Annotated in this window: 19 protein-coding genes and 6 pseudogenes; 7 read left to right on the forward strand and 18 right to left on the reverse strand. The window is 49.1% G+C overall.

What is annotated here, in order from left to right; translation table 11 throughout:
• Position 1: 1 nt before the first annotated feature.
• The 3 genes and pseudogenes from polA to TZ48_RS26435 all read right to left on the reverse strand — a co-directional run bounded on the left by polA (position 2) and on the right by TZ48_RS26435 (position 4,468).
• Positions 2 to 2,791: a DNA polymerase I gene (gene polA, locus TZ48_RS17755; protein ID WP_112480125.1), complete on the reverse strand. Its 2,790-nt coding sequence runs from the start codon at positions 2,789 to 2,791 to the stop codon at positions 2 to 4.
• A 656-nt stretch (positions 2,792 to 3,447) separates the two neighbouring features.
• A pseudogene (gene hemB, locus TZ48_RS17760) lies at positions 3,448 to 4,349 on the reverse strand (porphobilinogen synthase).
• On the reverse strand, positions 4,337 to 4,468 hold the full coding sequence (locus tag TZ48_RS26435) for a hypothetical protein (RefSeq protein WP_420822958.1): 132 nt from the start codon (positions 4,466 to 4,468) through the stop codon (positions 4,337 to 4,339). Before TZ48_RS26435 ends, hemB begins: the two are co-directional and overlap by 13 nt.
• Positions 4,469 to 4,600: 132 nt before the next feature.
• On the opposite strand from TZ48_RS26435, the gene TZ48_RS17765 reads away from it, so the two are divergent.
• Complete coding sequence (locus tag TZ48_RS17765) at positions 4,601 to 5,362, forward strand: TatD family hydrolase (protein WP_112480126.1); 762 nt, start codon at positions 4,601 to 4,603, stop codon at positions 5,360 to 5,362.
• A 395-nt stretch (positions 5,363 to 5,757) separates the two neighbouring features.
• Here TZ48_RS17765 and tatC read toward each other — a convergent pair whose 3' ends face one another.
• The 15 genes and pseudogenes from tatC to TZ48_RS17840 form a co-directional block, all read right to left on the reverse strand.
• Positions 5,758 to 6,510: a twin-arginine translocase subunit TatC gene (tatC, locus tag TZ48_RS17770; RefSeq protein ID WP_112480127.1), complete on the reverse strand. Its 753-nt coding sequence runs from the start codon at positions 6,508 to 6,510 to the stop codon at positions 5,758 to 5,760.
• An 83-nt stretch (positions 6,511 to 6,593) separates the two neighbouring features.
• A complete protein-coding gene (gene tatB / locus TZ48_RS17775) occupies positions 6,594 to 6,998 on the reverse strand; it encodes a Sec-independent protein translocase protein TatB (protein ID WP_112480128.1) in 405 nt (134 codons plus the stop codon).
• 3 nt (positions 6,999 to 7,001) lie between these two features.
• The gene (tatA, locus tag TZ48_RS17780) at positions 7,002 to 7,253 is read right to left on the reverse strand and encodes a Sec-independent protein translocase subunit TatA (protein WP_042502091.1); all 252 of its coding nucleotides are present in this window, start codon (positions 7,251 to 7,253) and stop codon (positions 7,002 to 7,004) included.
• Positions 7,254 to 7,308: 55 nt separating this feature from the next.
• Positions 7,309 to 8,943: a ubiquinone biosynthesis regulatory protein kinase UbiB gene (gene ubiB / locus TZ48_RS17785; RefSeq protein ID WP_112461398.1), complete on the reverse strand. Its 1,635-nt coding sequence runs from the start codon at positions 8,941 to 8,943 to the stop codon at positions 7,309 to 7,311.
• Positions 8,940 to 9,575 carry a ubiquinone biosynthesis accessory factor UbiJ gene (locus tag TZ48_RS17790; RefSeq protein WP_112480129.1) on the reverse strand — a complete coding sequence of 212 codons (636 nt, stop codon included), beginning with the start codon at positions 9,573 to 9,575 and terminating at the stop codon, positions 8,940 to 8,942. Before TZ48_RS17790 ends, ubiB begins: the two co-directional genes overlap by 4 nt.
• A gap of 10 nt (positions 9,576 to 9,585) precedes the next feature.
• Positions 9,586 to 10,367 (reverse strand): annotated as a pseudogene (gene ubiE / locus TZ48_RS17795) (bifunctional demethylmenaquinone methyltransferase/2-methoxy-6-polyprenyl-1,4-benzoquinol methylase UbiE).
• Positions 10,368 to 10,412: 45 nt separating this feature from the next.
• Complete coding sequence (rmuC, locus tag TZ48_RS17800; protein WP_112480130.1) at positions 10,413 to 11,927, reverse strand: DNA recombination protein RmuC; 1,515 nt, start codon at positions 11,925 to 11,927, stop codon at positions 10,413 to 10,415.
• A 67-nt stretch (positions 11,928 to 11,994) separates the two neighbouring features.
• On the reverse strand, positions 11,995 to 12,426 hold the full coding sequence (gene fliJ, locus TZ48_RS17805) for a flagellar export protein FliJ (RefSeq protein WP_042502082.1): 432 nt from the start codon (positions 12,424 to 12,426) through the stop codon (positions 11,995 to 11,997).
• A gap of 48 nt (positions 12,427 to 12,474) precedes the next feature.
• Positions 12,475 to 13,823, reverse strand: a pseudogene (locus TZ48_RS17810) (FliI/YscN family ATPase).
• Positions 13,816 to 14,565 (reverse strand): flagellar assembly protein FliH, encoded by a 750-nt coding sequence (gene fliH, locus TZ48_RS17815; RefSeq protein ID WP_112480131.1) that lies wholly within the window; start codon positions 14,563 to 14,565, stop codon positions 13,816 to 13,818. Before fliH ends, TZ48_RS17810 begins: the two are co-directional and overlap by 8 nt.
• A gap of 2 nt (positions 14,566 to 14,567) precedes the next feature.
• Positions 14,568 to 15,581 (reverse strand): annotated as a pseudogene (locus tag TZ48_RS17820) (flagellar motor switch protein FliG).
• On the reverse strand, positions 15,547 to 17,289 hold the full coding sequence (gene fliF, locus TZ48_RS17825) for a flagellar basal-body MS-ring/collar protein FliF (RefSeq protein WP_112480132.1): 1,743 nt from the start codon (positions 17,287 to 17,289) through the stop codon (positions 15,547 to 15,549). Before fliF ends, TZ48_RS17820 begins: the two are co-directional and overlap by 35 nt.
• A 3-nt stretch (positions 17,290 to 17,292) precedes the next feature.
• A complete protein-coding gene (fliE, locus tag TZ48_RS17830) occupies positions 17,293 to 17,649 on the reverse strand; it encodes a flagellar hook-basal body complex protein FliE (RefSeq protein WP_042502074.1) in 357 nt (118 codons plus the stop codon).
• Between the two features lie 12 nt (positions 17,650 to 17,661).
• The gene (locus tag TZ48_RS17835) at positions 17,662 to 18,999 is read right to left on the reverse strand and encodes a sigma-54 dependent transcriptional regulator (RefSeq protein WP_112480151.1); all 1,338 of its coding nucleotides are present in this window, start codon (positions 18,997 to 18,999) and stop codon (positions 17,662 to 17,664) included.
• Between the two features lie 121 nt (positions 19,000 to 19,120).
• Positions 19,121 to 19,831, reverse strand: coding sequence for a MotY family protein (locus TZ48_RS17840; RefSeq protein WP_162674638.1), 711 nt, complete (start codon positions 19,829 to 19,831; stop codon positions 19,121 to 19,123).
• Between the two features lie 565 nt (positions 19,832 to 20,396).
• Between TZ48_RS17840 and TZ48_RS17845 the strand changes: the two genes are divergently transcribed.
• The 6 genes and pseudogenes from TZ48_RS17845 (at position 20,397) to flhB (ending at position 24,560) form a co-directional block, all read left to right on the forward strand.
• On the forward strand, positions 20,397 to 21,221 hold the full coding sequence (locus tag TZ48_RS17845) for a FliM/FliN family flagellar motor switch protein (RefSeq protein ID WP_338062284.1): 825 nt from the start codon (positions 20,397 to 20,399) through the stop codon (positions 21,219 to 21,221).
• On the forward strand, positions 21,218 to 21,589 hold the full coding sequence (fliN, locus tag TZ48_RS17850; protein WP_112461404.1) for a flagellar motor switch protein FliN: 372 nt from the start codon (positions 21,218 to 21,220) through the stop codon (positions 21,587 to 21,589). Before TZ48_RS17845 ends, fliN begins: the two co-directional genes overlap by 4 nt.
• A 6-nt stretch (positions 21,590 to 21,595) precedes the next feature.
• Positions 21,596 to 22,384 (forward strand): flagellar type III secretion system pore protein FliP, encoded by a 789-nt coding sequence (fliP, locus tag TZ48_RS17855; protein WP_239670947.1) that lies wholly within the window; start codon positions 21,596 to 21,598, stop codon positions 22,382 to 22,384.
• A 9-nt stretch (positions 22,385 to 22,393) separates the two neighbouring features.
• Positions 22,394 to 22,663, forward strand: coding sequence for a flagellar biosynthesis protein FliQ (gene fliQ, locus TZ48_RS17860; RefSeq protein ID WP_112461405.1), 270 nt, complete (start codon positions 22,394 to 22,396; stop codon positions 22,661 to 22,663).
• A gap of 83 nt (positions 22,664 to 22,746) precedes the next feature.
• Positions 22,747 to 23,438 (forward strand): annotated as a pseudogene (gene fliR / locus TZ48_RS17865) (flagellar biosynthetic protein FliR).
• A pseudogene (gene flhB / locus TZ48_RS17870) lies at positions 23,435 to 24,560 on the forward strand (flagellar biosynthesis protein FlhB). The pseudogenes fliR and flhB overlap by 4 nt, the downstream one beginning before the upstream one ends.
• Positions 24,561 to 24,592 lie beyond the last annotated feature (32 nt).

Below are 24,592 nucleotides of genomic sequence, written 5' to 3' on the forward strand. Positions count from 1 at the left end.
ACTAGTGAGCCTGATCCCAGTTGTCTCCGTGACCTGCATCGGCAACAAGCGGCACAGCTAATTCTGCTGCAGATTCCATCAATTCTTGTACTTTACTTTCAATTTCGCCTAAAGATGACGATTCCACTTCAAAAACCAGCTCATCGTGCACTTGCATCAGTAGTTTAACTTTGCCATCACCTTCGGCTTGGATCCATTCATCCACCAACAGCATCGCTTTCTTAATGATGTCAGCAGCAGTACCTTGCATTGGCGCGTTGATCGCGGCACGCTCCGCTGCTTTGCGACGCATGCCATTACGAGACTTAATCTCAGGTAGGTGCAGTCTGCGACCAAAGATGGTTTCAACGTAGCCTTTCTCCGTCGCTAGAGCACGCGTATCTTCCATATACTGCATTACGCCAGGATAGCGCTCGAAGTAAGTATCCATGTACTGCTGCGCTTCACCGCGAGGGATGCCGAGTTGCTTAGACAGACCAAACGCACTCATGCCATAGATAAGGCCGAAGTTCACCGCTTTGGCACGGCGACGCTGTTCACTGGTCACTTGCTCAATATCGACACCAATGATCTCCGCCGCTGTCGCAGCGTGGATATCTTTACCTTGTCTAAACGCATCCAATAGCGCCTTATCTCCTGATAAGTGCGCCATGATACGAAGTTCAATCTGAGAGTAATCCACCGCAAGGATCTTCCAGCCATGGGGAGCAACAAACGCCTGACGAATGCGTCGGCCTTCATCGTTACGGATAGGAATGTTCTGTAAGTTTGGATCGGTCGATGACAAACGACCAGTTGCCGTGACAGCCTGATGATAAGACGTGTGTACTCGACCCGTTTCTGGGTTGATCATCTTCGGCAGCTTGTCTGTATAGGTGGATTTGAGTTTCGCTAGGCCGCGATACTCCAGAATCAACTTAGGCAGTGGGTAATCCAACGCCAACTCTTGCAGCACCTCTTCGTTAGTAGAGGGTGCGCCTGATGGTGTTTTCTTTATAACCGGCAGTCCCATTTTCTCAAAGAAGATCGCTTGCAGCTGTTTCGGTGAGCTCAAGTTGAACTCTTCTCCAGCAATCTCGTAAGCTTTTTGCTCTAGCTCATCAAGGCGAGCTGCGATCTCTTGAGATTGAGCGCCCAACAGCATGTCATCAATCAACACGCCGGTGCGCTCGATGCGAGATAACACAGGCACTAATGGTACTTCGATTTCTTGATAAACGCGGTTCAGGGCTTCGTTTTTCTCAAGCTCTGCATTAATACGCTGATGAAGGCGCAAAGTCACATCCGCATCTTCTGCCGCGTATGGCGCAGCCTGATCCATCTCGATTTGGTTGAAAGTCAGTTGCGACTTGCCTTTACCGGCAATTTGCTCGAATGAGATGCAGCTATGCTGCAAAAAGCGCAGCGCCAAGCTGTCCATATCGTGCTTACCGCCGACACTGTTGTAGACGTAAGAAGCGAGCATGGTGTCGTATTTGATGCCCTTAAGCTCAATACCATAGCGTGCAATCACACTGGCATCGTACTTAAGGTTTTGACCGACTTTCACTACGTTGTCGTCTTCAAGCAACGGCTTTAATTGTTCAAGAACCCAATCACGGTCAAGCTGCTCTGGTGCGCCCATGTAGTCGTGCGCAACAGGCAGATAAGCGGCCACGCCTTCTTCGGTCGCAAACGACAGACCGATAAGATTCGCTACCATATAATCCAAACTGTCCGTCTCAGTATCGAACGCAATCACTGAAGCCGCTTTTAGCTTCTCTAGCCACTCAGCAAACTGCTCTTCGGTTAGGATGGTTTCGTACTGGCTGCGGTCAATTTTCACGGCTGATGTGTCCATCGCAGCTGCATCGTCATCGCTAGAAATGCGTTTTGCTGCACTCTCTGCGGCTTGCACTTCGCCCGTACCACCTTCAAGAAGCTCATTGAGCCAAGATTTAAAGGTCAGTTGGCCGTACAGCTTGGTCAGCTCATCAACGTTTGGTGTCTCTTTCAGCAGAGATTCAGGGGTACAATCGAGTTCCACATCCAGTTTGATGGTCGCAAGATCGTAAGAAAGCAGTGCATTTTCTTTGTTCTCAGTCAGCTTTTTCGCCATGGTTTTTGAACCACGGAAGCCAAGAGGGGCGATATCGTCGAGTCTATCGTAAAGGTCTTTAATGCCACCGATGCCTTGCAATAGTGCTGTTGCTGTTTTGTCACCTACACCAGGTACACCAGGGATGTTATCCACTTTATCGCCCATCAGTGCGAGGTAGTCGATAATAAGCTCAGGTGGAATACCAAACTTATCCACTACGCCTGCTCTGTCCATCACCACATTGGTCATGGTGTTGATAAGGGTAACGTTATCATCAACCAGTTGAGCCATATCTTTATCGCCCGTGCTGATCAATACCGGCATACCCGCTTGTGATGCTTGATGCGCCAAAGTACCAATGACATCATCCGCTTCCACGCCCGGCACACAGATAAGCGGTAAACCCATCGCACGAATCACGTTATGCAAAGGTTCAATTTGGCAGCGAAGATCATCCGGCATAGGAGGACGATTTGCCTTGTACTCTGGGTACATATCATCACGGAATGTTTTGCCCTTGGCATCAAATACCACCGCAATACGATCAGAGGCAAACTGACGCATCATGCTTCGTAGCATGTTAACAACACCGTAAACCGCATTGGTTGGAATTTCGCCATTGCTCATCGTTTCTGGATAAGCATGAAATGCTCGATAGAGATAAGAAGAACCATCGATAAGGATCAATGGGTTGTCTGGTATTTGCGCCATGTTTAGTTGTCCAAAATTTTTGGTAGTGGTCTATAAGGATGCCATGACTCGCAGCGCGATGCTACGCTCTTTCACTGTCTATATACACAGTTACCAAATTAAACTGCGTTCTTGCACCCCTAAGCCTGTGGATAAATCTGTTTATAGAGTTGTTTTAACAAATGATAAAGTTATTCAAGGCTATCAGAAAACAAATATAAACCACTGTAATTAAAGCATTAAATATCAGATCCCCCACCCTTACCATGATCCTTCTCGGATCATGCCATGTGGAAAACCTAATTTTGCGTTTAATGTCAGCGATAGGATTATATTCTAGTCAGAGTGTGCAATTAATCTGCAAAGAGTAGATAGAAAAAAAGCGACACCAAAGGTGTCGCCTAGCAATAATTTAAGGAGGTTATCTCGTTTAACGAGTACGGCTAACCAACTAAAAGCTATAAATACACTGGAAGCAATGTGAGCAATGTCGTGTCAAAAAAGAACCGATTAAGTGAACTGAGCCATGTCGCTAGTTGCTTAACCTTTTCCCTTAGGACGAGTTAATAGTAATCATTCTCATTTGGTGCGTCAACCACTAATTGAGAATATTTATCATTTAATTTCTGACCACAAAAAAACCGGCGTCGTGCCGGCTTCTCATGTCGTGGTGTTTATTAATCTTGCTGGCTATCTTGTGCCAACCACTCCGCCACATCTTTCGCGAAGTAAGTCAGGATGCCATCCGCACCAGCGCGCTTAAAGCACAGCAATGATTCAAGTACCGTTTCGCGCTCTTTGAGCCAACCATTTTGAATCGCGGCTTTGTGCATTGCATACTCACCAGAGACTTGATAAGCGAACGTCGGCACCTGAAGCTCGCTCTTCACACGACGTACTACGTCTAGGTATGGCATACCAGGCTTAACCATAACCATGTCCGCACCTTCATTGATGTCCATCGCCACTTCGTGCAAGGCTTCATCACTGTTAGCAGGATCCATCTGGTAATTTTTCTTGTCGCCACCCTTAAGGTTAGATGCCGAACCGACCGCGTCTCGGAATGGACCATAGTAGTTTGATGCATATTTTGCCGAGTAGGCCATGATCTGTGTGTGTACATGACCCGCTTCTTCTAGCGCTTCACGAATACGACCAATACGACCATCCATCATATCCGACGGAGCAACAACATCCGCACCCGCCTCGGCATGGGACAAGGCTTGTTTGATCAGCACTTCAGTAGTCTCATCATTTTGAACGTAACCATCCTCATCGATAATGCCGTCTTGACCATGAGTCGTGAACGGATCTAACGCTACGTCTGTGATCACACCCATTTGTGGCACATTTTCCTTTAGTGAGCGCACAGCGCGCTGCACCAAGCCTTCTGGGTTATAGCTTCTGCCGCACAGAGACTTTTTGCATCTTGGTTAACCACTGGGAACAGCGCAATGGCCGGAACGCCCAGTTTCGCTAGATATTCGGCTTCCTCTAGCATCAAATCAATAGAAAGACGCTCAACCCCAGGCATAGACTCCACCGTTTCGCGGCGGTTTTTGCCCATCAGAATGAACATTGGTAGATCAAGTCATCCACCGACACCTTGTTCTCTGCCATTAAACGTCGGCTGAAGTCATGTTTGCGCATACGGCGCATACGGCGTGCTGGAAATTGACCTTGAATCGATACAGACACCTTTCTCTCCTTGTCTGGAAAAATGCGAAAATCAAGCATATCACTCTCGCTTGTTCATGCTAGTAGTAAAATTGGAAAATGCTAAACCACAAACGATATACTGAGCCTATTACTCACCAAATTTAGTTAGCCATGATTGATACACACGCCCATATTTACGCCACCGAATTCGACCAAGACCGCGATGAAGTAGTACAGCGCGCACTTGATGCCGGTATTGAACACATTTTGCTGCCGAACATCGACCTCGACTCCATAGAACCTATGTTGGCGACCGAAGCGGCTTATCCACAAGTATGCCGTTCAATGATGGGGCTGCACCCATGCTATGTCGATGGCAATGTCAATCAAACGCTCGACACCATTCATTCTTGGTTCGACAAGCATAACTTTATTGCTGTAGGTGAAATTGGTATCGACTTGTACTGGGATAAAACCTATCGCAAGGAGCAAGAATATGCCTTTATTACTCAGTTGAATTGGGCCAAAGAGATGAACCTACCAGTGGTGATCCACACTCGAGATTCGATTGAAGAGACATTAGCTCTGCTTAAATCCGAGCAAAATGGAGACTTACGCGGCGTGTTCCACTGCTTCGGCGGCACAATTGAAGAAGCGAAAGCCATTAACGATCTTGGCTTTCACCTCGGCCTTGGCGGCGTCTCTACCTTTAAAAACTCGGGCATGGACAAGGTGATTCCACAGCTAGATTTGAGCAAAGTGATTCTAGAAACCGACTGCCCTTACCTAGCACCGGTACCACATCGTGGGAAACGCAATGAGCCAGCGTATACTGATCTGGTGCTAAATCGCATAGCAGACCTCACCGAATTAAGTAGTAAAAAAGTGGCACAGATAACAACAAACAATGCAAAATCACTGTTTTCATTGTAGTTTTTCATAATTTATTACTCATTCCGTGACGGAGATCTAGTTTGGTGTACACAAGATAACGTCAAGTTAACGTAGAATATGCATCACTTTTATATGCCACCACCGACAAAGGAAGTGTGGCAAAGATCACGCAGTTCTGTCTCGGAGGTGGAGTATGTGTCAACATGGAAATCTATTGCAACGTCAGCATCGCACATTTTGGCAAAAGTTAATGGGCGTGAAAGAAGTGTATGTATGCTCTAATTGCGGTTACGTTCTGAAAATCCGCTAACCTTAAAGCTCAGTTGTCAGAAAGAAGTAGCCAATATTGCCAAAACAAAAAATGCAGATAGTAAAATAGCGGCCTAAGCCGCTACTTTGCTATCTAAGATGATGTCATCAATTCATCACAAGCTTTACTCTTGCTCAGCCTCTTCGCTGTCATCTGGCTTACGCGTATAGAAACGCGCAAAGAACAGTCCCACTTCAAACAGCAAACACATAGGAATCGCGAGCAGGGTTTGTGAAATCATATCCGGCGGAGTAAGCAGCATGCCGATCACAAACGCACCGACGACGATATACGGACGCTTCTGCTTCAAGCTTTCAACATCCGTCGCCCCTGTCCAACACAGCAAGATAATGGCCACAGGCACTTCAAACGCAATACCAAACGCCAAGAACAGCGCTAAGACAAAATCCAAATAACTGGAGATATCGGTCGCGAACTCTACGCCGCCAAGCGATATCGCAGTGAAGAAGCCAAACACCAGCGGAAACACCACGAAGTACGCGAACGCAACACCACAATAAAACAGCAGCGAGCTCGAGAACATCAATGGCATAACCAATTTCTTCTCATGCTTATACAAACCGGGTGCAACAAATGCCCAAACTTGATAAAGAATGTAAGGCACAGCAATAAACACCGACGCAATTAGGGTAAGCTTAAGCGGGGTAAAAAATGGCGATGCCACATCGGTGGCGATCATGGTCGCCCCTTCTGGCAATCTTTCTACCAAAGGCTTAGAGACAAAATCGTAAATATCGCCAGAGAAATAGACCAAAGCTAAGAACACCACCAACACTGCGACAATCGCACGCAATAGTCGGTTACGAAGCTCTAACAGATGGCTAATCAAAGGCTGTGTCTGTTCGACGGAAGACATGAAAACCTCGAATAAAATACCGTGAAGATGGACAAACTAGCGGCCTATCCACGGGAGACATATATACAGACAAGGGCTGATGTTCAGCCCTTGTTTAGATCTTTTTCTGGAGACTCATTCTCGGCAGGCTTAACAGGCTCCGGTTGCACCGTCTCTTGTGGACGGGAATCAGATTCTGCAGTTGTCGCCTTGTCACTTGCATAAGGACGGGTGACTTCTTTTGCCGCCTGCTTCAATTCTTCTACCGAACTTTTCAGTTCCGGTGAGAGGTCTTCCATGCCCATTTTCTCAGCTTTTCGCAGGTTCTCTTGAAGCTCTTGAACTTTAAGCTCATGCGACAGCTCGTCTTTGACGTTGTTCGCCATCGCTTTTGCTGAGCTGATAAAACGAGAAACACTCCGGATAGCCGTTGGTAGGCGCTCTGGTCCCAGAACCACCAAACCAACTACAGAGATGAGTACCAGTTCCCAAAAACCGATATCAAACACGAATTATGCCTGCTCTTTGTCTTTCTTTGTTTCAGTAGAAGCGTCTGTTTTTTGTTGCTCAATGTTCTTTGGTTCAAAATCTGCATCTTTGTCGTCAGATTTTTTTGCCGTTGGCTCATCTTCGCTCATGGCTTTCTTAAAGCCTTTTACAGCACCACCTAGGTCGCCGCCAATACCACGCAGTTTCTTGGTTCCAAATAGCAGAATCACAATCACTGCAATGATAAGAAGTTGCCAAATACTAATACCGCCCATTCTTTCTACCTCGGGTCTTGATTAACAAACAAATGATTTAATACGAGTTTATCGCTTAACGCCTGTAAGTACGCCAACTGAACAACCAAAATGTGATACCAGCAACGCCAGATGCGACTGACAGCTGATCGTAAGGTCCTTCAAGTAGTATGGCGGAGCATACGATTAAAGTTGCGCCAACGCCAAACAAAAATTTACCGGTTCCATGTTGCCGTTTTGTTTCACGGTATCCTTGATACAAGGTATCTATGCGTTGATTCATCGCTTTACCTTGTTTCAGGCTATCGTACAGCAACTCTGGAAGTTCCGGCAATTTTTCTGCCCAAAACGGCGCGCGATCTTTGATACCGTTAATTACTGCCTGCGGTCCAACTTGATTCATCATCCAGTTTTCAAGAAACGGCTTCGCTGTCTCCCATAAGTCTAGCTGTGGATAAAGCTGTCTGCCGAGCCCTTCAACATAGAGCAAAGTCTTCTGCAGCAATACCAGCTGTGGCTGCACTTCCATATTGAAGCGGCGCGCGGTATTAAACAGGTTCAGTAGCACGTGGCCAAAGGAAATTTCACACAGTGGCTTGGCAAAAATCGGCTCACACACCATGCGAATCGCAAACTCGAACTCGTCGACATTGGTATCGCGTGGCACCCAACCAGAATCCACATGAAGCTCGGCCACTTTACGATAGTCGCGATTGAAGAAGGCGAGGAAGTTCTCCGCTAGGTAGCGTTTGTCTTCGCTGTTAAGCGTTCCGACAATGCCGCAATCGAGACCAATCCACAGCGGATTCTCTGGGTGTTCATAGCTAACAAATACGTTGCCCGGATGCATGTCGGCATGGAAGAAGCTATCACGAAATACCTGGGTAAAGAACACGCTCACACCGCGCTCCGCCAGTAGCTTCATGTTAGTGCCGTTGGCTTCTAGCGTTGGGATGTCGGAAACCTGAATACCATAGATGCGCTCAGAGACCATCAAGCTTTCACTGCTAAAGTCCGGAAGCACCTCTGGCACATACAGCTCTTCGCTGCCTTCGAAATTGCGGCGCAGCTGAATCGCGTTGGCCGCCTCTCGGCGCAGATCGAGCTCATCAAGCAAGGTCTTTTCATACTCACGAACGACCTCGACTGGCTTCAATCTACGAGCATCAGGCAGTGCCTTCGATACAATGCGCGCCATGCGATACATGAGTTTTAGGTCGGCATCGATCACCGGACGAATATCCGGGCGGATGACCTTAAGTACCACCTCTTGGCCGGTCGATTTCAGCTTAGCGGTATGCACCTGAGCAATAGACGCAGACGCCAGTGGCTGGATATCAAAATCGTCAAACCAGTTTTCAATCGGTCCACCGAGTGCCAGCTCCATTTGTGACTTCGCCAGTTCACCGTCAAACGGAGAGACCTGATCTTGTAGCAGCGCCAGCTGGTCGGCAATGTGTGGAGGAAACAGATCGCGACGCGTCGACATCATCTGACCAAACTTGATCCACACAGGACCCAGCTCTTGCAGTGCCAAGCGCAAGCGCTCTCCTAACGGCTTCTCTGGATGCTTGTTCTTCATCCAAAACAGCGAACGTCTGGCAAGCAGCGGTGCTTTGGTCAATTGATGCGTTGGCATCAGTTCATCAAGGCCATACTCAAGTTGTACCTTGATGATGTGATAAAGACGTTTTATTTCACTCGGAGTCATACACGCTCCGAGTCGGCATTGTCACTGCCAGCGGCTTCGAGTAGCGCATCAAGGCGAGCATTGAGTCGCTCAGCTTGGCTGCGCACGTCATCGACGTCGTCGCAGAACGCTGCAATCGCTAATGGTGGCGGAGCAATCTTCCACTCTTCGGTCAACACCTGGCCGAAATGGTCTTGATGTTTCGCCGCCTGTGACGCGATAAAACCAAACAGGTTTTTCGCCCCTTGCACTGCGGTATGCGCAACCACATCACCGGTCACGCGTGACAGCCACTCTTCAATGTCTGGCTTGCAATCGGTCAACAATGCGGAGAATTTTTGTGCTAACTGAATATCACCTTCCAATTCCAGCTTATCTTGTTTAATCAGCTTAGTGATGTTGGCCTGCTCTTTAAGCTCAGGCAAAACAGAAAGGTTCAGTGACAGATAGCAATCTGGTTCACCTTCGTAATTAGCCAGCACATCAAGCTGATGGCTAAACACAAAGGTCAGTGATTTGTTGAATTCGCGCAGGTGAACTTGAATCACCTGGCCTTTAAGGCGAGTGACACGGCTAACTAGCGCATCGTCATCGTTGATCAACGTATTGAGTGTGGTTTCCACCACCGCGGTCACTAATGGGTCAAATGGCATGACTCAATCCTTAGAATTTGTATCCACGGTGCAGGGCTACAATGCCACCGGTTAGGTTGTAGTATTTGGTTTGCTCAAAGCCCGCCTCTTGCATCATGCCTTCCAGAGTGTCTTGGTCTGGGTGCATGCGGATCGATTCCGCAAGATAGCGATAGCTTTCTGCATCATTCGCCACTAGCTCACCCATTTTAGGCAATAGGTGGAATGAGTAAGCATCATACACTTTCGACAGTGGCTCAATAATCGGTTTGGAGAACTCCAACACTAACAGACGACCGCCTGGCTTCAATACGCGGAACATAGAGCGCAGAGCTTTATCTTTGTCGGTTACGTTACGTAGGCAAAAACTGATAGTAATACAGTCGAAGTAATTGTCTGGGAATGGCAGCTCTTCGGCGTTCGCTTGCACGTAATGCACATTGCCAACGATGCCAGTGTCACGCAGCTTGTCGCGACCGACATTGAGCATTGAGTTGTTGATGTCGGCAAGTACACATGGCCTTTGTCGCCAACAATACGAGAGAACTTGGCCGTCAAATCACCCGTACCGCCACCTAGGTCAAGAATGCGCTGACCCGGTCTTGCACCACTGCAATCAATAGTGAAGCGTTTCCATAAACGGTGGACACCGCCCGACATTAGGTCGTTCATGATGTCGTATTTCGCCGCGACCGAGTGGAACACTTCCGCAACGCGCGTCACTTTTTCTTGTTTCGCGACTGTTTCAAAGCCGAAGTGCGTGGTGTCGTCTTGTTGATTTAGCTGATTCGATTGCACAGTACTTTCCGTCATTATTCTTCCTCTTGGGCAGCGTTACGTCTCTGTCGCCGCAAGCGGTCAGTTTACTTTATCCATGTCTGGTTGTCTTTCCACCAGTGCCTCATTTTGTGCGATTTCTGTGAGCGAAGGAGAAATCGAGCGTTTTACCTCAACGCCAAGCTGTTTAAAGCTTTCCGCCTGACGAATCGCATTGCCGCGTCCGGTGGCTAACTTATTCATCGCACCTTGGTAGCTTTGGTTGGCTTTATCCAGCGCACCGCCCAGCCCTTCCATGTCATCCACAAACAGTCTTAGTTTGTCATAAAGCTTGCTGGCCTTGTCAGCAATGACTTGAGCGTTTTGATTCTGTCGGTCGTTGCGCCATAAATTATCAATGGTGCGTAGCGCTACCAGCAAGGTGGTTGGGCTGACAAGAATGATGTTGCTCTCCAAAGCGTCCTTAACCAAACTAGGATCAGCTTGAATCGCCACTTGGAACGCGGGCTCGACGGGAATAAACATCAGTACATAATCCAGCGAGCGAATGCCTTTGAGCTGGTGATAATCTTTTTGTGACAAACCACGGATGTGATTACGCAGCGCCAGTAAGTGGTCACTTAGGGCGCGATCGCGCTCGGCATCGGTTTCTGCATTGAAGTAGCGCTCATACGCCACCAGCACCATTTTCGAATCAATTACCACCTGCTTCTCTTGAGGTAAGTGAATAATCACATCGGGCTGGTAACGCTTGCCCGCTTCATTTTGCAGACTCACTTGAGTTTGATACTCATGACCTTCACGCAATCCCGATTCCGCAAGTACGCGAGCAAGCACCACTTCACCCCAGTTGCCTTGCTGCTTGTTGTCCCCTTTCAGTGCTTGAGTCAGGTTCATCGCCTCTTTGGTCATCTGATCGTTGAGGCGCTGCAGGTTCTTAAGTTCATGCACTAAGGTGTGGCGCTCTTTGGCTTCTTGGCTAAAGCTGTCGTTTACCTGCTTCTTAAAACCCTCAAGCTGCTCTTTAAGCGGCGTTAAGATGCCTTCTAAGCTCTGACGGTTTTGTAGGTCGACTTTGGCGGTTTTGGCTTCAAATACCTGATTGGCGAGACGTTCGAACTGCTCCTTTAATCGCAGCTCGGATTGCTGCAACAACTCTAATTTCTCGCTGTCCGAGCGCTGCTGCTGTTGATAGGTAGCAAGCTGCTCACGCAGTTGGGCTTCCGATTGGGCGCGCTGCTGCTTCACTTGCTCAAGCTCGCTGGCGTATTGCTGACGCTCTTGCTTCACGGCATCGAAATAACGCAGCTTCTCCATCGCCGCCATCACCTTGCCATGCGCTTGCTTCAGTTCAAATGCCGACTTATCTCGCTCATCATCAAGCTCATCAAGCTCTTGTTTTGCTTCTTGTAGTTCGGTTTTCAGACGCTCGATTTGCTGCTCTAACACAGAGGCTTCTAGCCCTGCTTTGTGCTCTGCCAAAGCTTGCAACTGACGAGATTTAAAATGCAGTACTGCGGCGGCGGAAAAACCGACCACTGAGCCTAGTGAAGTGATTGAAAGTAGGAGGGTTTGATTATCAATGATCCATTGCATGCTTTGCTTGCCATCAGCCGAAACTCTTACGCTAATGGTAATTTATACTGGATAAATGTCCAGATATTTACAGGTCGCGACGCTTGAAACGGGCGTTGATAATGTCTTCGATAAGCTTTTGCTCACGCTTCGCTTTTTCGTAATTCTGTTTTTTGTTCCAGCGCTCAAGTACCTGCTCCAAGCCTTGTACTCGCGCCGCTTTTTGCTGAAGCTGTTTTTGAACCGACTGACATTGAGCTTCCATCACGGCCTGCTCTTGCTGATGATGAAGCAGCATTTTTTGCAGCATTTGGTCGGCGAGATTGAGGTTCATCAAACCCACACTGCAGGTTTTAGTTGCCCCTTGGAAGTTGCGTGCTTTGAGTTCGGATAGTGCCGCGAGTTGCTGGCTTAGGTGCTCACTTTGATGACGCATCGACTCTAGCTGAGCGCCAATTTGATCACGTCTTAGCTCTTCTACTTGGGTCATCTTACCGACGGCGCGAATCTTACTTTCCACTCTTCCCCTCCTTAGCCTACGTTGTTAATCCTTAACGAGTGATTCCAATCAAGCACTCGGCTGAGCCTGAAACAGCGTCGCGAGCTCAGTCAAGCTACGGGTAAGATTCACCGCTTCGTTGGCGTCTTGCAGTAGATAACCTTTGAGCTGAGGATGCATCGCTACCGCACGGTCTAGTTCTGGATCTTGCCCCGGTTGATATCCGCCAAGTGGCAGCAGTTCTTTGACCTGCAGATAGCTCGAGTAAAGCTGCCTGAATTGATTCGCAATGGTGGAATGCGCTTGCGGGGTACAACCCGACATACAGCGGCTGATCGAGCATTGATATCAATCGCCGGATAATGACCTTGCTCCGCGAGCTGACGAGACAGCACGACATGGCCATCAAGAATAGCTCGCGCCGAATCGACCACAGGATCTTGCTGGTCGTCACCCTCTGCCAGCACAGTATAGATAGCGGTTAAGCTGCCATCAGGGTGTTCGCTGTTACCGGCACGCTCCAATAGCTGCGGCAAGACACTGAATACCGAAGGCGGGTACCCTCGTGAAGCCGGCGGCTCGCCCAGTGCGAGCGCGATTTCACGCTGCGCCATGGCATAGCGGGTGAGTGAATCCATCAGCAGCAACACGTCATTGCCTTTATCTCGAAAATACTCCGCCACGCGATGACATAGCTGAGTCGCTCGCAGTCTCATAAGCGGTGATTCATCAGCAGGAGCGGCAATGATGATCGCTTTGCGGCGCATCTCTTCGGTAAGGTTGCGCTCGATAAATTCACGCACCTCACGGCCACGTTCACCAATGAGTCCAACCACAATCACGTCCGCTTCGGTGTTTTGAGTGATCATCCCCATCAAAACACTTTTACCGACACCACTGCCCGCCATCAAACCGATGCGCTGACCTTTACCCACGGTGAGCAAACCATTAATGGCGCGCACGCCGACATCGAGCGGCGTATCCACCGGGCGTCTTTTAAGTGGGTTGATGGGATTTGGCTCCAACGATACTCGCTCGCCGCCTTTGAGTTTCACGCCATCATCAAGCGCTTCCCCCAATCCATTCACCACACGCCTAACCAGTGATTGCCCAGACTTGACCGAGCTATCGCCATCGAGCGGCACCACTTTGGCACCAGCAAACAGTCCGCCCAGTCTGCGCACAGGCATGAGATAAGCAATATTATGGTCAAAACCCACTACCTGAGCTTCAATCATGTCGCCTTCGTCGGTTTCTACCAAGCAGCGCTGCTCGAGCTTAAATCGGCAACCGACCGCTTGTAGCATCAGGCCATTCACTTTTACCAAACGCCCTGTCACTCGCGCGACGGGAATGGTACTTAACGAGGCAATCGCATCGTGTAAGCGGTCGTTAAGAAGCGGCGAGATGTTAGACATCGCGTTCCTCAGCGTCATTGGCAATCACTTCATCCAGCAAGTGCTCTTTTACCGCATCCATGCACGTCTCTAAGCGAGAGTCACAACTGGCATCCGCTTCTGCCTCATCGGTGACCAGATGACAGCCACCAACTGGAAGTTCAGCTTTCGCCACCAGCTTCCAGCCTGCGGCAAGTTCTGGATTGATATCAGTAATACGCTCTAGGTCTTGAGGGTTTAGGAACACGGTGACCTTTTCCGACTTACCCGGCATGGCTTCCAGCGTTTCATCAACTAGTGCGAGTATTTGCTGCGGCATTAGTGTCAGTTCCGCGCGGATGACTTGCTGGGCAACCTTTTGCACCAACTCACAAATCACATGCCGTTGCTGCTGCTCTTTCTCTTCCTGCCAGCGCGAGAGCGCCACATAAATATCGTTCACCGGTTTGACGGCGTCCAAGTAGGTCTGCTTGCCAGCTTGCTCACCTGAGACAAAGCCTTGCTGAAAACCTTCTTTCTGGCCTTCGGTTATCCCTTGCTGCTTGCCTTGTTCAACGCCTTGGTTAAACCCTTCGCGATGACCGCGCTCAAGGCCTTGTTGAAAACCCTCTTCCAGACGCTGCTGAATATCCATTTGCGTCGGTGCGTCATCCCAGTTGAGATCCGCCGCCAGTTCTTCACTGGCAGAAGGCTGAGCAACAGGCGGAAAGCGGTGCTGACGATAACCTGTTGCTGGCAATGTGAATACTTTGCTGCGCGTCATGATTACTCCACCGTCTGCTCTTGATACAGAGTTAGTTCAATCTCACCAGCTTCCGACATCTCTTTGATGATTTGCATGATCTCATTGCGGGCACGCTCCACAGCACTCAGCGGTACGGCGCCGCGCAGTTGCATGTCATCTTCTAGCGCTTTGACCATACGCTGCGGCATCGAGCTTTGATTGCTTGCTGCAAGGTAATTTCCGCGCCTTTCAGTGCAACAGACCATAGCTCGACAGGCACCTGTTGTACCAAGCATCCATAGTGTCTTCACGCTGTCTGCCAAGTACCATAAAGTCGAACATGTTCTCTTCAATTTCGCTCACCACCTTCTCATCATGCAGCTTGAGCATTTCCATCAACATGGCGCGGTCGCCAGAGAAGCGGTTGATGATGTCAGCCACTTGCTTCACGCCAGACATTGGCGCACTCTGACTCACCGAAACTTGCTCGATGCAGCGCTCAATCAGCTCATTCAGATCGCCCACCACTTGATGATCAATATCTTGCAATGTGGCAATGCGATACAGCAGCTCATCATGGTAGTCCGATGGCAAGTGGTTCAGCACTTGCGATGAGGTTTCTGGTGGCAAGTAAGCTAAGAAAATCGCCTGCATTTGCGGGTGTTCACTGGCAACAAAGCGCGCCAGGACTTCAGCTTCGACCCATTGCAATCTCTGCATGTTATTGCGAATTTCATCGCCGTATAGGTTGTTCAGTAGGCCTTTAGCCAAATCGTTACCCAAAGCCTTGCGCAGCGTATTCGACAAGTACTCTTTTGATGCGCCGCGAATACCACTGTGCTGCCTAAAGTCGTCAAAGAAGTGCTGAATAACATTCTTCGCACTGTCACTCTTGATGCCACTGAGCTTTGCCATGCTTTGGTGACGCGCTGAGTTTCATCACGAGAGAAGTGACGCAATACCTGTGCGGCGGCATCTTCTCCCATGCCGAGCAGCACCAATGCCGTGCGTTCGACGTGACTAAGCGTTGCTGGCGTTGACTGTGCTGTTTTCATTGACGTTTACCCATTGTTTAAGGACTTCGGCCACGCGCTCCGGCTCTTCGGTCGCGATAAGTTGTAGATGTTTCAATTGCAGTTCAAGCGGTGATCCCGGCGGTGGCAACATATCGCTGCTCGCATCCAGTCCAGACGATGTCGACTCAATTCCGCGCTCCGTTAGCTTGCGGTTGAGACGCTCTTCGCGCTCACGCTCTTCGCGCGTTTGAATGTTTTCTTGGTACTCTTCTTCTTGAGGCTCAGCGAACTCCAGTTCATGACCACGCTTGTCGGCGCCGGTTAAATGCATGATCAGTGGACGCAACACAAAGAAGATCATTGCCATGCCAAGCATGCCACCAATCACGTAGCGCAGCGGCTGCTGAACCGTAGGATCTTGCCACCACGGCATCGCTGGCGGCGCTTCAATTTCGATTGGCGTGAAGTTAAAGCTCATCAAGCTCAGACTATCGCCACGCTCGGTAGAGATGCCCACTGCATCGGTGATCATGGTAGAGATTTGTGCACGCTCTGCCGGTGTCCACGCCGTGCCGTTTGGCGCTGCGGTTTCGTTAAGTAGAACAGAAACACTCAACTTATCGATTTGACCTTGTTGGTACTGAGTGCGACGAACGCTGCTACCGACCGCATACTGACGATTCAGCTCACTACGTGCGTTGGTATTTTGACTGTCGTTGGTTGGCACCTCACCCGTGACTGGCGGTTGGTTACTTAAAGAGCCCGGAATACCAAGAGCAATCTTATCGACGGTGTTATTTTGAATGCTGTGCTCGTTACGTACCACCGGGTTGGAATCGAGTATTTCTTGAGTCTCTTCAACTTGGCTGAAATCCATATCCGCTGCGACTTGAACACGGAAGTTACTTGGCCCAACAATCGGCGTTAGCATGTCGGCGGCGCGCTGGATGATCTGCTTCTCAACGTTCTTTTGATACTCCAGATATTTCGCATTCACCTTGCCGGTTGCCGCCGAAGCAACATCCGCACTGAGCAAGCGGCCGTATTGGTCAATGACCGATACCGCCTCAGACTTCATACCGGTGACACTGCCCACCACCAAGTTGATGATCGCTTCCACTTGATCCGGCTTGAGATCTTCACCCGGTTTTAGCTCAATCATCACCGACGCCGAAGGATCTTCACCTTGTTGGCGCACAAACAGGGTTTGTCTTGGAATGGCTAAATGCACACGAGCATTGGAAATGGCATTAAGAGAGATGATGGTGCGAACCAACTCCCCTTCTAAGCCATGACGATAGCGCGCGTTTTCCATAAATTGGCTGGTACCCAGTGAGCTGTCTTCTTTGAGAGAATCCAGACCGGTTGGCAACTGAGCTTTAACGCCCTTCGCTGCCAGTAGCATACGGATCTTCGCCACTTGCCCTTCGGCAACAAGCACTTGGCCATTTTGTTCTTGAAGACGATAAGCGATGCCTTCCGACTCCAACACCGAAACAATTTCGCCAATATCAAAACGCTCTTGCTGGCTATACAGAGGACGATAACTTTGCGATGAACTCCATAGCGCGACCACAATGATCGCCGCAACAATCGCCGCCAACACAGCAGACAATACAAGATTTCGCTGCGAGCTCGACCATAGCTTTTTCAATCTGGCTTGAACGTCGTCTGTTTGGGATGCCGACTTAGGCGCGACATCAATAGAGCCCGGCATGGTCGCCGTTTGAGGTGCTAATTCAGACATAGGTTACACCGGCATCTTCATGACATCTTCAAAGGACGCCACGACCTTGTTGCGAACCTGCATCAGTGCCGAGAAAGACAAGCTGGCTTTTTGGCTGGCAATCATCGCGCCCACCAAGTCATCACTTTGACCCGTTTCCACCGCCGTCATTTTCTTCGATGCTAGCGATTGGTGCTCATTGACCATATCGAGGACATTTTTCATCGCCCCAGAAAACGCCAACGGTTGATTGACCTTTTGCGTATCCATAGGATTGTTGGTCACCATAAAGTCCGGTTGAACTTGCTGCTGCATCGCTTGCATCTTGGTCAGCATCAACTGCTCTGCGGATACGGCATTATTGATAGGTTGCATCGCCATCTAATTTCTCCTTTATGCAGCCGAGCCGATGGCTGACTGTAAATCAATTCCTTGCTCACGCATCGCGGCTAGCTTGTAGCGCAGTGCACGTGTAGTTACCCCAAGCGCATCCGCTGTTTTCGTGCGGTTACCGCCAAATTGGCGCAACTTTTCGAGAATAAACTGGAACTCGGCCTGTTTTTTCACTTCCACATGCCCCATACCTTGTTTTCCCATCCCTTGATGGATAGCCGCGCTTGCCGTTGGCAGTTCGACTGGCAGCATCAAGTCGTGCGCAGTAATGTAGTCGCCGTGACGCATGACTAAGGCACGCTGAATGACGTTTTCAAGCTCGCGGATATTACCCGGCCAGTGGTAGTGACACAGCGCTTGCTCGGCATCCGCCGATAAATGGCAATTGCTGTGCTCTTTGTATTTGTTGATGAAGAATTGGCTGATCGGCAAAATGTCTTCTTTGCGATCGCGCAGTGGTGGCCAGTGCAGTGGCAGCACATCTAGACGGTAATAGAGATCTTCTCGGAACTGACCTTTACGCACTTCCTCACGAAGGTCTTTGTTGGTCGCGGCAATCACACGAATATCCAAAGCGATCGCTTTATGGCTGCCAACACGCTCGACCTCTCGCTCTTGCAGCACACGCAGCAACTTAGCTTGTACTGCTGGTGACATTTCACCAATTTCATCGAGCAAAATGGTGCCGCCATTAGCCTCTTCAAACTTACCCGACTGAGAGCCTGTCGCGCCGGTAAAGGCACCTTTAACGTGACCAAACAGCACGGCTTCGAGCATCGATTCTGGGATTGCTGCACAGTTCACTGCCACAAAAGGCTGATTGCTGCGTGGGGATTGATCGTGAACATAGCGAGCCAATACTTCTTTACCGGTACCCGATTCACCCGTAATCAATACGCTAGCGCTCGTGCAAGCGGCACGATGCGCCAATTGCAATACTTGTTTACTGCGCCATGATTCCGCCACGATGTTTGCCATCGGTTTTTCCAGCGCTTCCACGCGCTGAATTAGGCTCAGTAGCTGCGCGCCTTCAAATGGTCGCAATAGGTAATCCGTCGCACCTGCTTTCATTGCTTCGGCCGCCAAGATCCCCTGGTCTTGTTCAACAATGGCAATCGCCACACCCGGATTGGATTTACGTTGATGACAAGCAATCCATTCACGAACACTCATGTCCGGCAGCGCTGAGCTGATTAAGCTGATGGTGGCTTTATCTTGGAGCAGTGCCGCACGTCCTGTTTTCACATGCGTCACGCTAAAGCCCTGCTCTGTCAGCAAGTCGATTATCGGCGCGGCATTGATGTCGCAAGGCTCAACGAAGAGAATATCCTTATGCATTAGCTGAGTTGGCATTTATTGCACCTCTGTCTTCTGATCCATTGAAGACGCTGATTGTGAAGAATCGTGTCTGACTACGCGTACGGTGACGCGACGGTTTTTCGCTTGGCCAAATTCGGTATCATTTGGTGCTCACTGGGTAACGAGCGCCATGGGCACGGACTTCAATAAGCGACTTCGGTGCGCCAAGCTCCATCAAGGTGCTGGCCACATCATCAGCTCGCACGCGCGACATCTGTAAATTACTCGTGGTACTGCCTACATTGTCGGTATGGCCATCGACCAGCACTTTAGACACGCTATGGTCTGCATTGAGGTAGCTCACTAAGGATTCCAAGGTACGACGCTGTTCGCTCGACACCACACGTTGGCCAAATTCAAAGTTCAGCACCACGTCGCGTGCTTGCTGATAGCTCATTTCTGGAAGCGCAATACGGCAAGCGTTGAATCGAACAAACGCAGACTCAATGCGAGTCGATGGCAATACGTAAGCGTCGCTGGGCGTATGCGCATCCGACATCGCGCTCACTCGCATCCAAGCGCCTTTGCTCATAGCACCGAGCAACGGCTCAATGCCAACATCAAAGATCGCATAGCCCGTGGTGGTTTTTGCCGCTCTGTCGACCATGCTGTGCTGCGTTGGAGTTTGCCAAGGCGCAGTCAGCTGAAATAACTCGGCTTGTTGAATAGGTTTATTCGGTAAATAAAGAACAGCGGAAAGCGGATTATTTGGTTCCGCGTGGAAGTAAAACTTCCCCATATTATTTGGCAGTTGATGTTCAAGCAGACACTCAAATTCACCCTCTTTGGCCTGCCAATTAACCAAATCCATAGGTATATTAACGTCAGCGCCAAATGAGAGATTAGTCCCAAAAACAAAGCTGCTAGAAACAAGTAACACAAACAATTTATTAACAACTTTAGTTTGGAACTGTATTTTACAATCCTTTGACCAAGAAAAACTGGTCGATAATAAAGGAATTCTATTTTTCCCTGCCCGAGAATTCATATTGCCATCCATCTAATGTTTATGTTGCTGACATATACAAACCTAGTGTCATATAAGCCACACCGCTTGAAAGACATCAATCAAGTGCTTATAAAACATAAATTTAGGTAAATCACTCATTCTGACACTGATAGCCCATGCGGTGTACAGGCTATTTATCTGGCGAATTAAACACCGAGATATAATTATTATTGAAGTAAGCTACCTGCATTTATTTTATATTTAAAGATGGTTTATTAAGTGATAACAAACATATGAACCAAGTTCACAGATTTACATTCAAGGGCTAAAAACAACTAAAAAAACCAGAGTAGACTGACGAAAAATGACATTGTTAACGCCAATTAGCGTGTCATTTACAACAGGTAAATCAGTCAAGAGATTTAAGATGAATATGGATGAACAAATTGTAACCGAATCAGATTCTGTTCAAGCACTAAATGTTGAATTATTAGGCAAGCCTATTCATATCATCAAAAATAAGCTTGAGTCGATTATTAATAGCTCACAGCAATATTTAACCAACGAACTTCAAGCTTGGTTAAAAACGCCTAGCATTCATGTCGAACTGACTGACATTCAGCTCAGTACGCTAGGTGCAAATCTACTTGATAGCCGCAACTGCGCAGCGCAAAAGCACGCCACTCAAGGCGCACTGTATGTCTCTGTTGAGCCCATGATGCTCATGAGACTCTCCGATGAATTCTACGGTGCAGGCATCGAGCGCAGCCAAGCGGAACTCACCAACAGCGATGTTCGTTTGCTGCAACGTATCAGCAAACATGTAGCAAGCTGGATTGCCCCAAATGACACCTGGCAAACGCAAGAACTCGAGACCCTAACCGGGATTGGCATTGTCGCCACCCTAACGATTCAGATGCAAGATAAGCAGGCGCCCCTCACCATGGTGCTGGATAGCGATCTGATTCAGACCTTGGTCAGCGAGCTTGAGCTTACGGCCAACCCAGAGCTGGCCAGCGAATTCTGTCAGGCACTTCACACCACGCCAGTCAAATTGAATGTGCAATTGAGCAAGAGTGTCATGCCATTGACTCAGGTTCTCGATCTCAAACCAGACGACATTCTACCTATCGAATTACTTAACCACGCCCCAGTTAACATCGGCAAACAAACGCTGTTTACAGGTCGTGTCGCCGAACAAGACGGCCAACTGGTACTGATTTTAAACGAAGATAAGGAAACCCACCGATGAGCGAATCGCTAGATCAGACGGCTTTCGATAGCAACGATTTACAGTTCGATGATTTTGAACTGGAAGATTTCGATACCGATACGCCGGTTGCTGCCGCGCCGAACACCGCGACACGCAATCTGGATTTTTTCAAAAACATTCCTGTTACCGTAACGCTGGAAGTCGCCAGCAAAGAGATTGCCCTTGGCGACCTAATGACGGCGGGAGAAGGCAGCATTATTGAGCTAGATAAACTCAACGGCGAACCACTGGATGTGAAAGTGAATGGCTCCCTGATGGGACACGCGGAAGTTGTGGTCGTCAATGATAAGTACGGCCTGCGCCTTATCGACGTAGTGGAATCCGCGCTCACTTCCATGGGTAAGTAACCGAGCATGTTGAGCTTAAGCACTCAAACATTTCCTACACCGAGATGGCGCACACTCGCCTCGCTCTGTGTGGTTGGCGTGCTGCTATTACTTAGTAGCCAGCCAGCTTGGGCTGAGAATGGACTGACTTTTTTGACTGTCAACGATGGTCAGTCGGAACAAGAGTACAGCGTTAAGCTGCAGATTTTGCTACTGATGACAGCGCTGAGCTTTTTGCCGGCGTTCTTGCTGATGGCCACCAGCTTCACGCGCATCATTGTTGTGTTGGCAATCTTGCGTCAAGCCCTCGGCTTGCAGCAAAGCCCGCCCAACCGAGTGCTAATTGGTATTGCCTTGTGTTTGAGTATTCTCATCATGCGCCCAGTCTGGAGCGATGTGTATGAGAATGCGTTTTTGCCCTACGACCAGGGTGAAATCACTTTGATGCAAGCATTCTCAACTGCAGAAAAGCCGGTTCGTCACTTTATGTTGGCGCAAACCCAGCGCAACTCGCTGGAGCAAATGCTGCGCATTGCCAATGAGCCTGTTGATTCTGATGTGGAAGAGATCTCGTTCGCGATTGTGCTGCCTGCGTTTGTTATCAGTGAGCTAAAAACTGCATTCCAGATTGGTTTTATGCTGTTTATTCCTTTTTTGATCATCGACTTAGTGGTAGCTAGTGTCTTGATGGCCATGGGTATGATGATGCTGTCGCCGCTAATTGTGTCACTGCCATTTAAGTTGGTGGTGTTCGTATTGGTCGATGGCTGGGCGATGACGGTAGGCACACTTTCTGCCAGCTTTAGTACCGGGTAAGGACACGCTATGACCCCAGAAATGACTGTCGCGCTGTTCTCTAACGCCGTTTGGCTCATCATCACTATGGTGATGGTACTCGTGGTACCCGGACTCTTGGTTGGTTTAGTGATTGCGGTGTTTCAAGCCGCAACACAGATCCAAGAACAAACATTGAGCTTTCTCCCTAAGCTACTGGCTACCTTGCTGATGGTGATTTTTGCCGGCCACTGGATGCTGAGAAAACTGATGGAATTATTCGACTACTTGTTCCACAACATTCCAGGGATGATTGGTTGATGCAAATTACGTTCGCCGAAATTTCACAATGGCTCGGCCAATTATGGTGGCCCTTTTTCAGGATTGGGGCTGCTTTTTTGGCCATGCCATTTTTCGGCGACGCGTTAATTCCAGTTTGGGTAAGAGCGCTGCTCGCCCTATCGATTGTGGTGATCACCGCACCACTGATGCCAGCGATGCCCGCTGTCGACTTATTTTCTATGACGTCGCTGTTTCTCGCCTTTGAACAAGCCATGTGGGGCGTGTTCTTCGGCTTATTCTGCATCTGTTTTTCAATATCTTCACCATGCTGGGACAGATAGTGTCACTGCAAATGGGTCTCGGCATGGCCATTATGAACGATCCGGTCAATGGTCTATCGGTCGCCATTCTCGGTCGCATCTTTTTGCTGCTCTGTACCTTGCTGTTTCTGGCGCTTGAAGGACATCTGCTAGTCATCGACATTCTGGTGCAAAGCTTTGTCGTTTGGCCGGTAGGTTCAGGGTTATCGGTGTTCTCACTCGATAGTTTGGTCTCGCTATTTGGCTGGATGTTCGCGTCAGCTTTGGCACTGGCGCTACCGGCGATTGTGTCTATGTTGCTTGCCAACATCAGTTTTGGTGTGATGAACCGCGCCGCGCCGAGTTTGAACGTCTACGCGCTTGGCTTTCCTATGACCATGTTGCTGGGTCTATTTAGTATTTTGATCACGGTGAGCGGTATCCCAAGCCGCTATACCGCACTGGTGCACGAGACACTCTCTTACCTCAACCTGTTTATGGTGGGCGGCGCATGAGTGAGCAGTCGAGTCAGGACAAAACCGAAAAAGCCTCGCCCCAGAAAGTCAAAAAGGCGAGGCAAGAAGGCCAAATACCCCGCGCCAAAGAATTCACCACAGCCGTGCTGTTTTTGATAGTGGCGATGTTTTTCTACAGCAGCTGCCTTGGATTTGGGAGCATATCTCTGGGGTGTTTCACTTCAATATGTCGCTAACGCGCCACGATCTAGAAAACCCACAACAAATGCTCGAGCAACTTGGGCAGAGTCTGGCGATCATCATTGAGCTGCTGCTGCCGCTGTTTGCGGTCATCATCATTGCCTCCGTTGGCAGCAGTCTGATTTTAGGCGGTTGGATGTTTCGCCCTGCCAATATTCAGCCAAAGCTGAGTAAACTCAATCCTTTATCTGGCATCAAGCGCATGTTCTCTTCGCGCTCTGTAGTTGAGCTCATTAAGTCCTCACTCAAGGTCGCGGTGATTTTTGCCCTGCTTTATACCTATCTCGACAGCAACTTTTCACAGCTACTCGGGATGCAAAAGCTGACATTGAATCAGGGCATTACCCTGGTCATGACCATCTTGTTTGAAGGCTTGCTTTTGATGGGCGTAGCACTGCTGATTTTCGGGGTGATTGATATCCCTACCAGCGTTACGAGCACCTAAAGCAGCTCAAAATGACAAAGCAAGAGCTCAAAGAAGAGTACAAGAACAACGAAGGTCGACCAGAGGTGAAACAGCGCATTCGCCAAATCCAACAGCAGTTCGCTCGTCGCAAAATCGATCAAGCGGTGCCAAAAGCCGATGTGGTGATCACCAACCCGACTCACTACGCGGTCGCTCTCAAGTACGACACCGATTTATCGGAAGCACCCTTTGTGGTCGCCAAAGGCATCGATGAAACCGCCATGCACATTCAGCGCATTGCCAGAGAAAACAACGTGGAGGTGCTTAATTCACCGCCACTCACTCGTGCCATTTACCATACCACTGCGATAGAGCAAGCCATACCCAGCCAACTCTATATCGCCGTGGCGCACATACTGACCTACGTCATGCAGCTCAAAGCATTTCGTCGCGGCAGCGGTAAAAAACCGATGCCGCTACCGTCGTTTACTATCCCTAAGCACTTGCAGCATTAATCTGCTTAGCGCACTCGAAACAACAAAGGAAC

This window comes from Vibrio variabilis, from assembly GCF_003263785.1.
Lineage (GTDB): Bacteria > Pseudomonadota > Gammaproteobacteria > Enterobacterales > Vibrionaceae > Vibrio > Vibrio variabilis.

What these genes read in the sequence shown, in the direction of transcription:
- fliN (WP_112461404.1), top strand. Translation starts at nt 21,218, where the DNA reads ATGAGCGAATCGCTAGATCAGACGGCTTTCGATAGCAACGATTTACAG.
- fliE (WP_042502074.1), bottom strand. Translation starts at nt 17,649, where the DNA reads ATGGCGATGCAACCTATCAATAATGCCGTATCCGCAGAGCAGTTGATG.
- TZ48_RS17790 (WP_112480129.1), bottom strand. Translation starts at nt 9,575, where the DNA reads ATGCCATTTGACCCATTAGTGACCGCGGTGGTGGAAACCACACTCAAT.
- fliH (WP_112480131.1), bottom strand. Translation starts at nt 14,565, where the DNA reads ATGACGCGCAGCAAAGTATTCACATTGCCAGCAACAGGTTATCGTCAG.
- TZ48_RS17840 (WP_162674638.1), bottom strand. Translation starts at nt 19,831, where the DNA reads ATGGATTTGGTTAATTGGCAGGCCAAAGAGGGTGAATTTGAGTGTCTG.
- ubiB (WP_112461398.1), bottom strand. Translation starts at nt 8,943, where the DNA reads ATGACTCCGAGTGAAATAAAACGTCTTTATCACATCATCAAGGTACAA.
- rmuC (WP_112480130.1), bottom strand. Translation starts at nt 11,927, where the DNA reads ATGCAATGGATCATTGATAATCAAACCCTCCTACTTTCAATCACTTCA.
- TZ48_RS17845 (WP_338062284.1), top strand. Translation starts at nt 20,397, where the DNA reads ATGAATATGGATGAACAAATTGTAACCGAATCAGATTCTGTTCAAGCA.
- tatC (WP_112480127.1), bottom strand. Translation starts at nt 6,510, where the DNA reads ATGTCTTCCGTCGAACAGACACAGCCTTTGATTAGCCATCTGTTAGAG.
- fliF (WP_112480132.1), bottom strand. Translation starts at nt 17,289, where the DNA reads ATGTCTGAATTAGCACCTCAAACGGCGACCATGCCGGGCTCTATTGAT.
- TZ48_RS17765 (WP_112480126.1), top strand. Translation starts at nt 4,601, where the DNA reads ATGATTGATACACACGCCCATATTTACGCCACCGAATTCGACCAAGAC.
- fliQ (WP_112461405.1), top strand. Translation starts at nt 22,394, where the DNA reads ATGACCCCAGAAATGACTGTCGCGCTGTTCTCTAACGCCGTTTGGCTC.
- tatA (WP_042502091.1), bottom strand. Translation starts at nt 7,253, where the DNA reads ATGGGCGGTATTAGTATTTGGCAACTTCTTATCATTGCAGTGATTGTG.
- TZ48_RS17835 (WP_112480151.1), bottom strand. Translation starts at nt 18,999, where the DNA reads ATGCATAAGGATATTCTCTTCGTTGAGCCTTGCGACATCAATGCCGCG.
- polA (WP_112480125.1), bottom strand. Translation starts at nt 2,791, where the DNA reads ATGGCGCAAATACCAGACAACCCATTGATCCTTATCGATGGTTCTTCT.
- fliP (WP_239670947.1), top strand. Translation starts at nt 21,596, where the DNA reads ATGTTGAGCTTAAGCACTCAAACATTTCCTACACCGAGATGGCGCACA.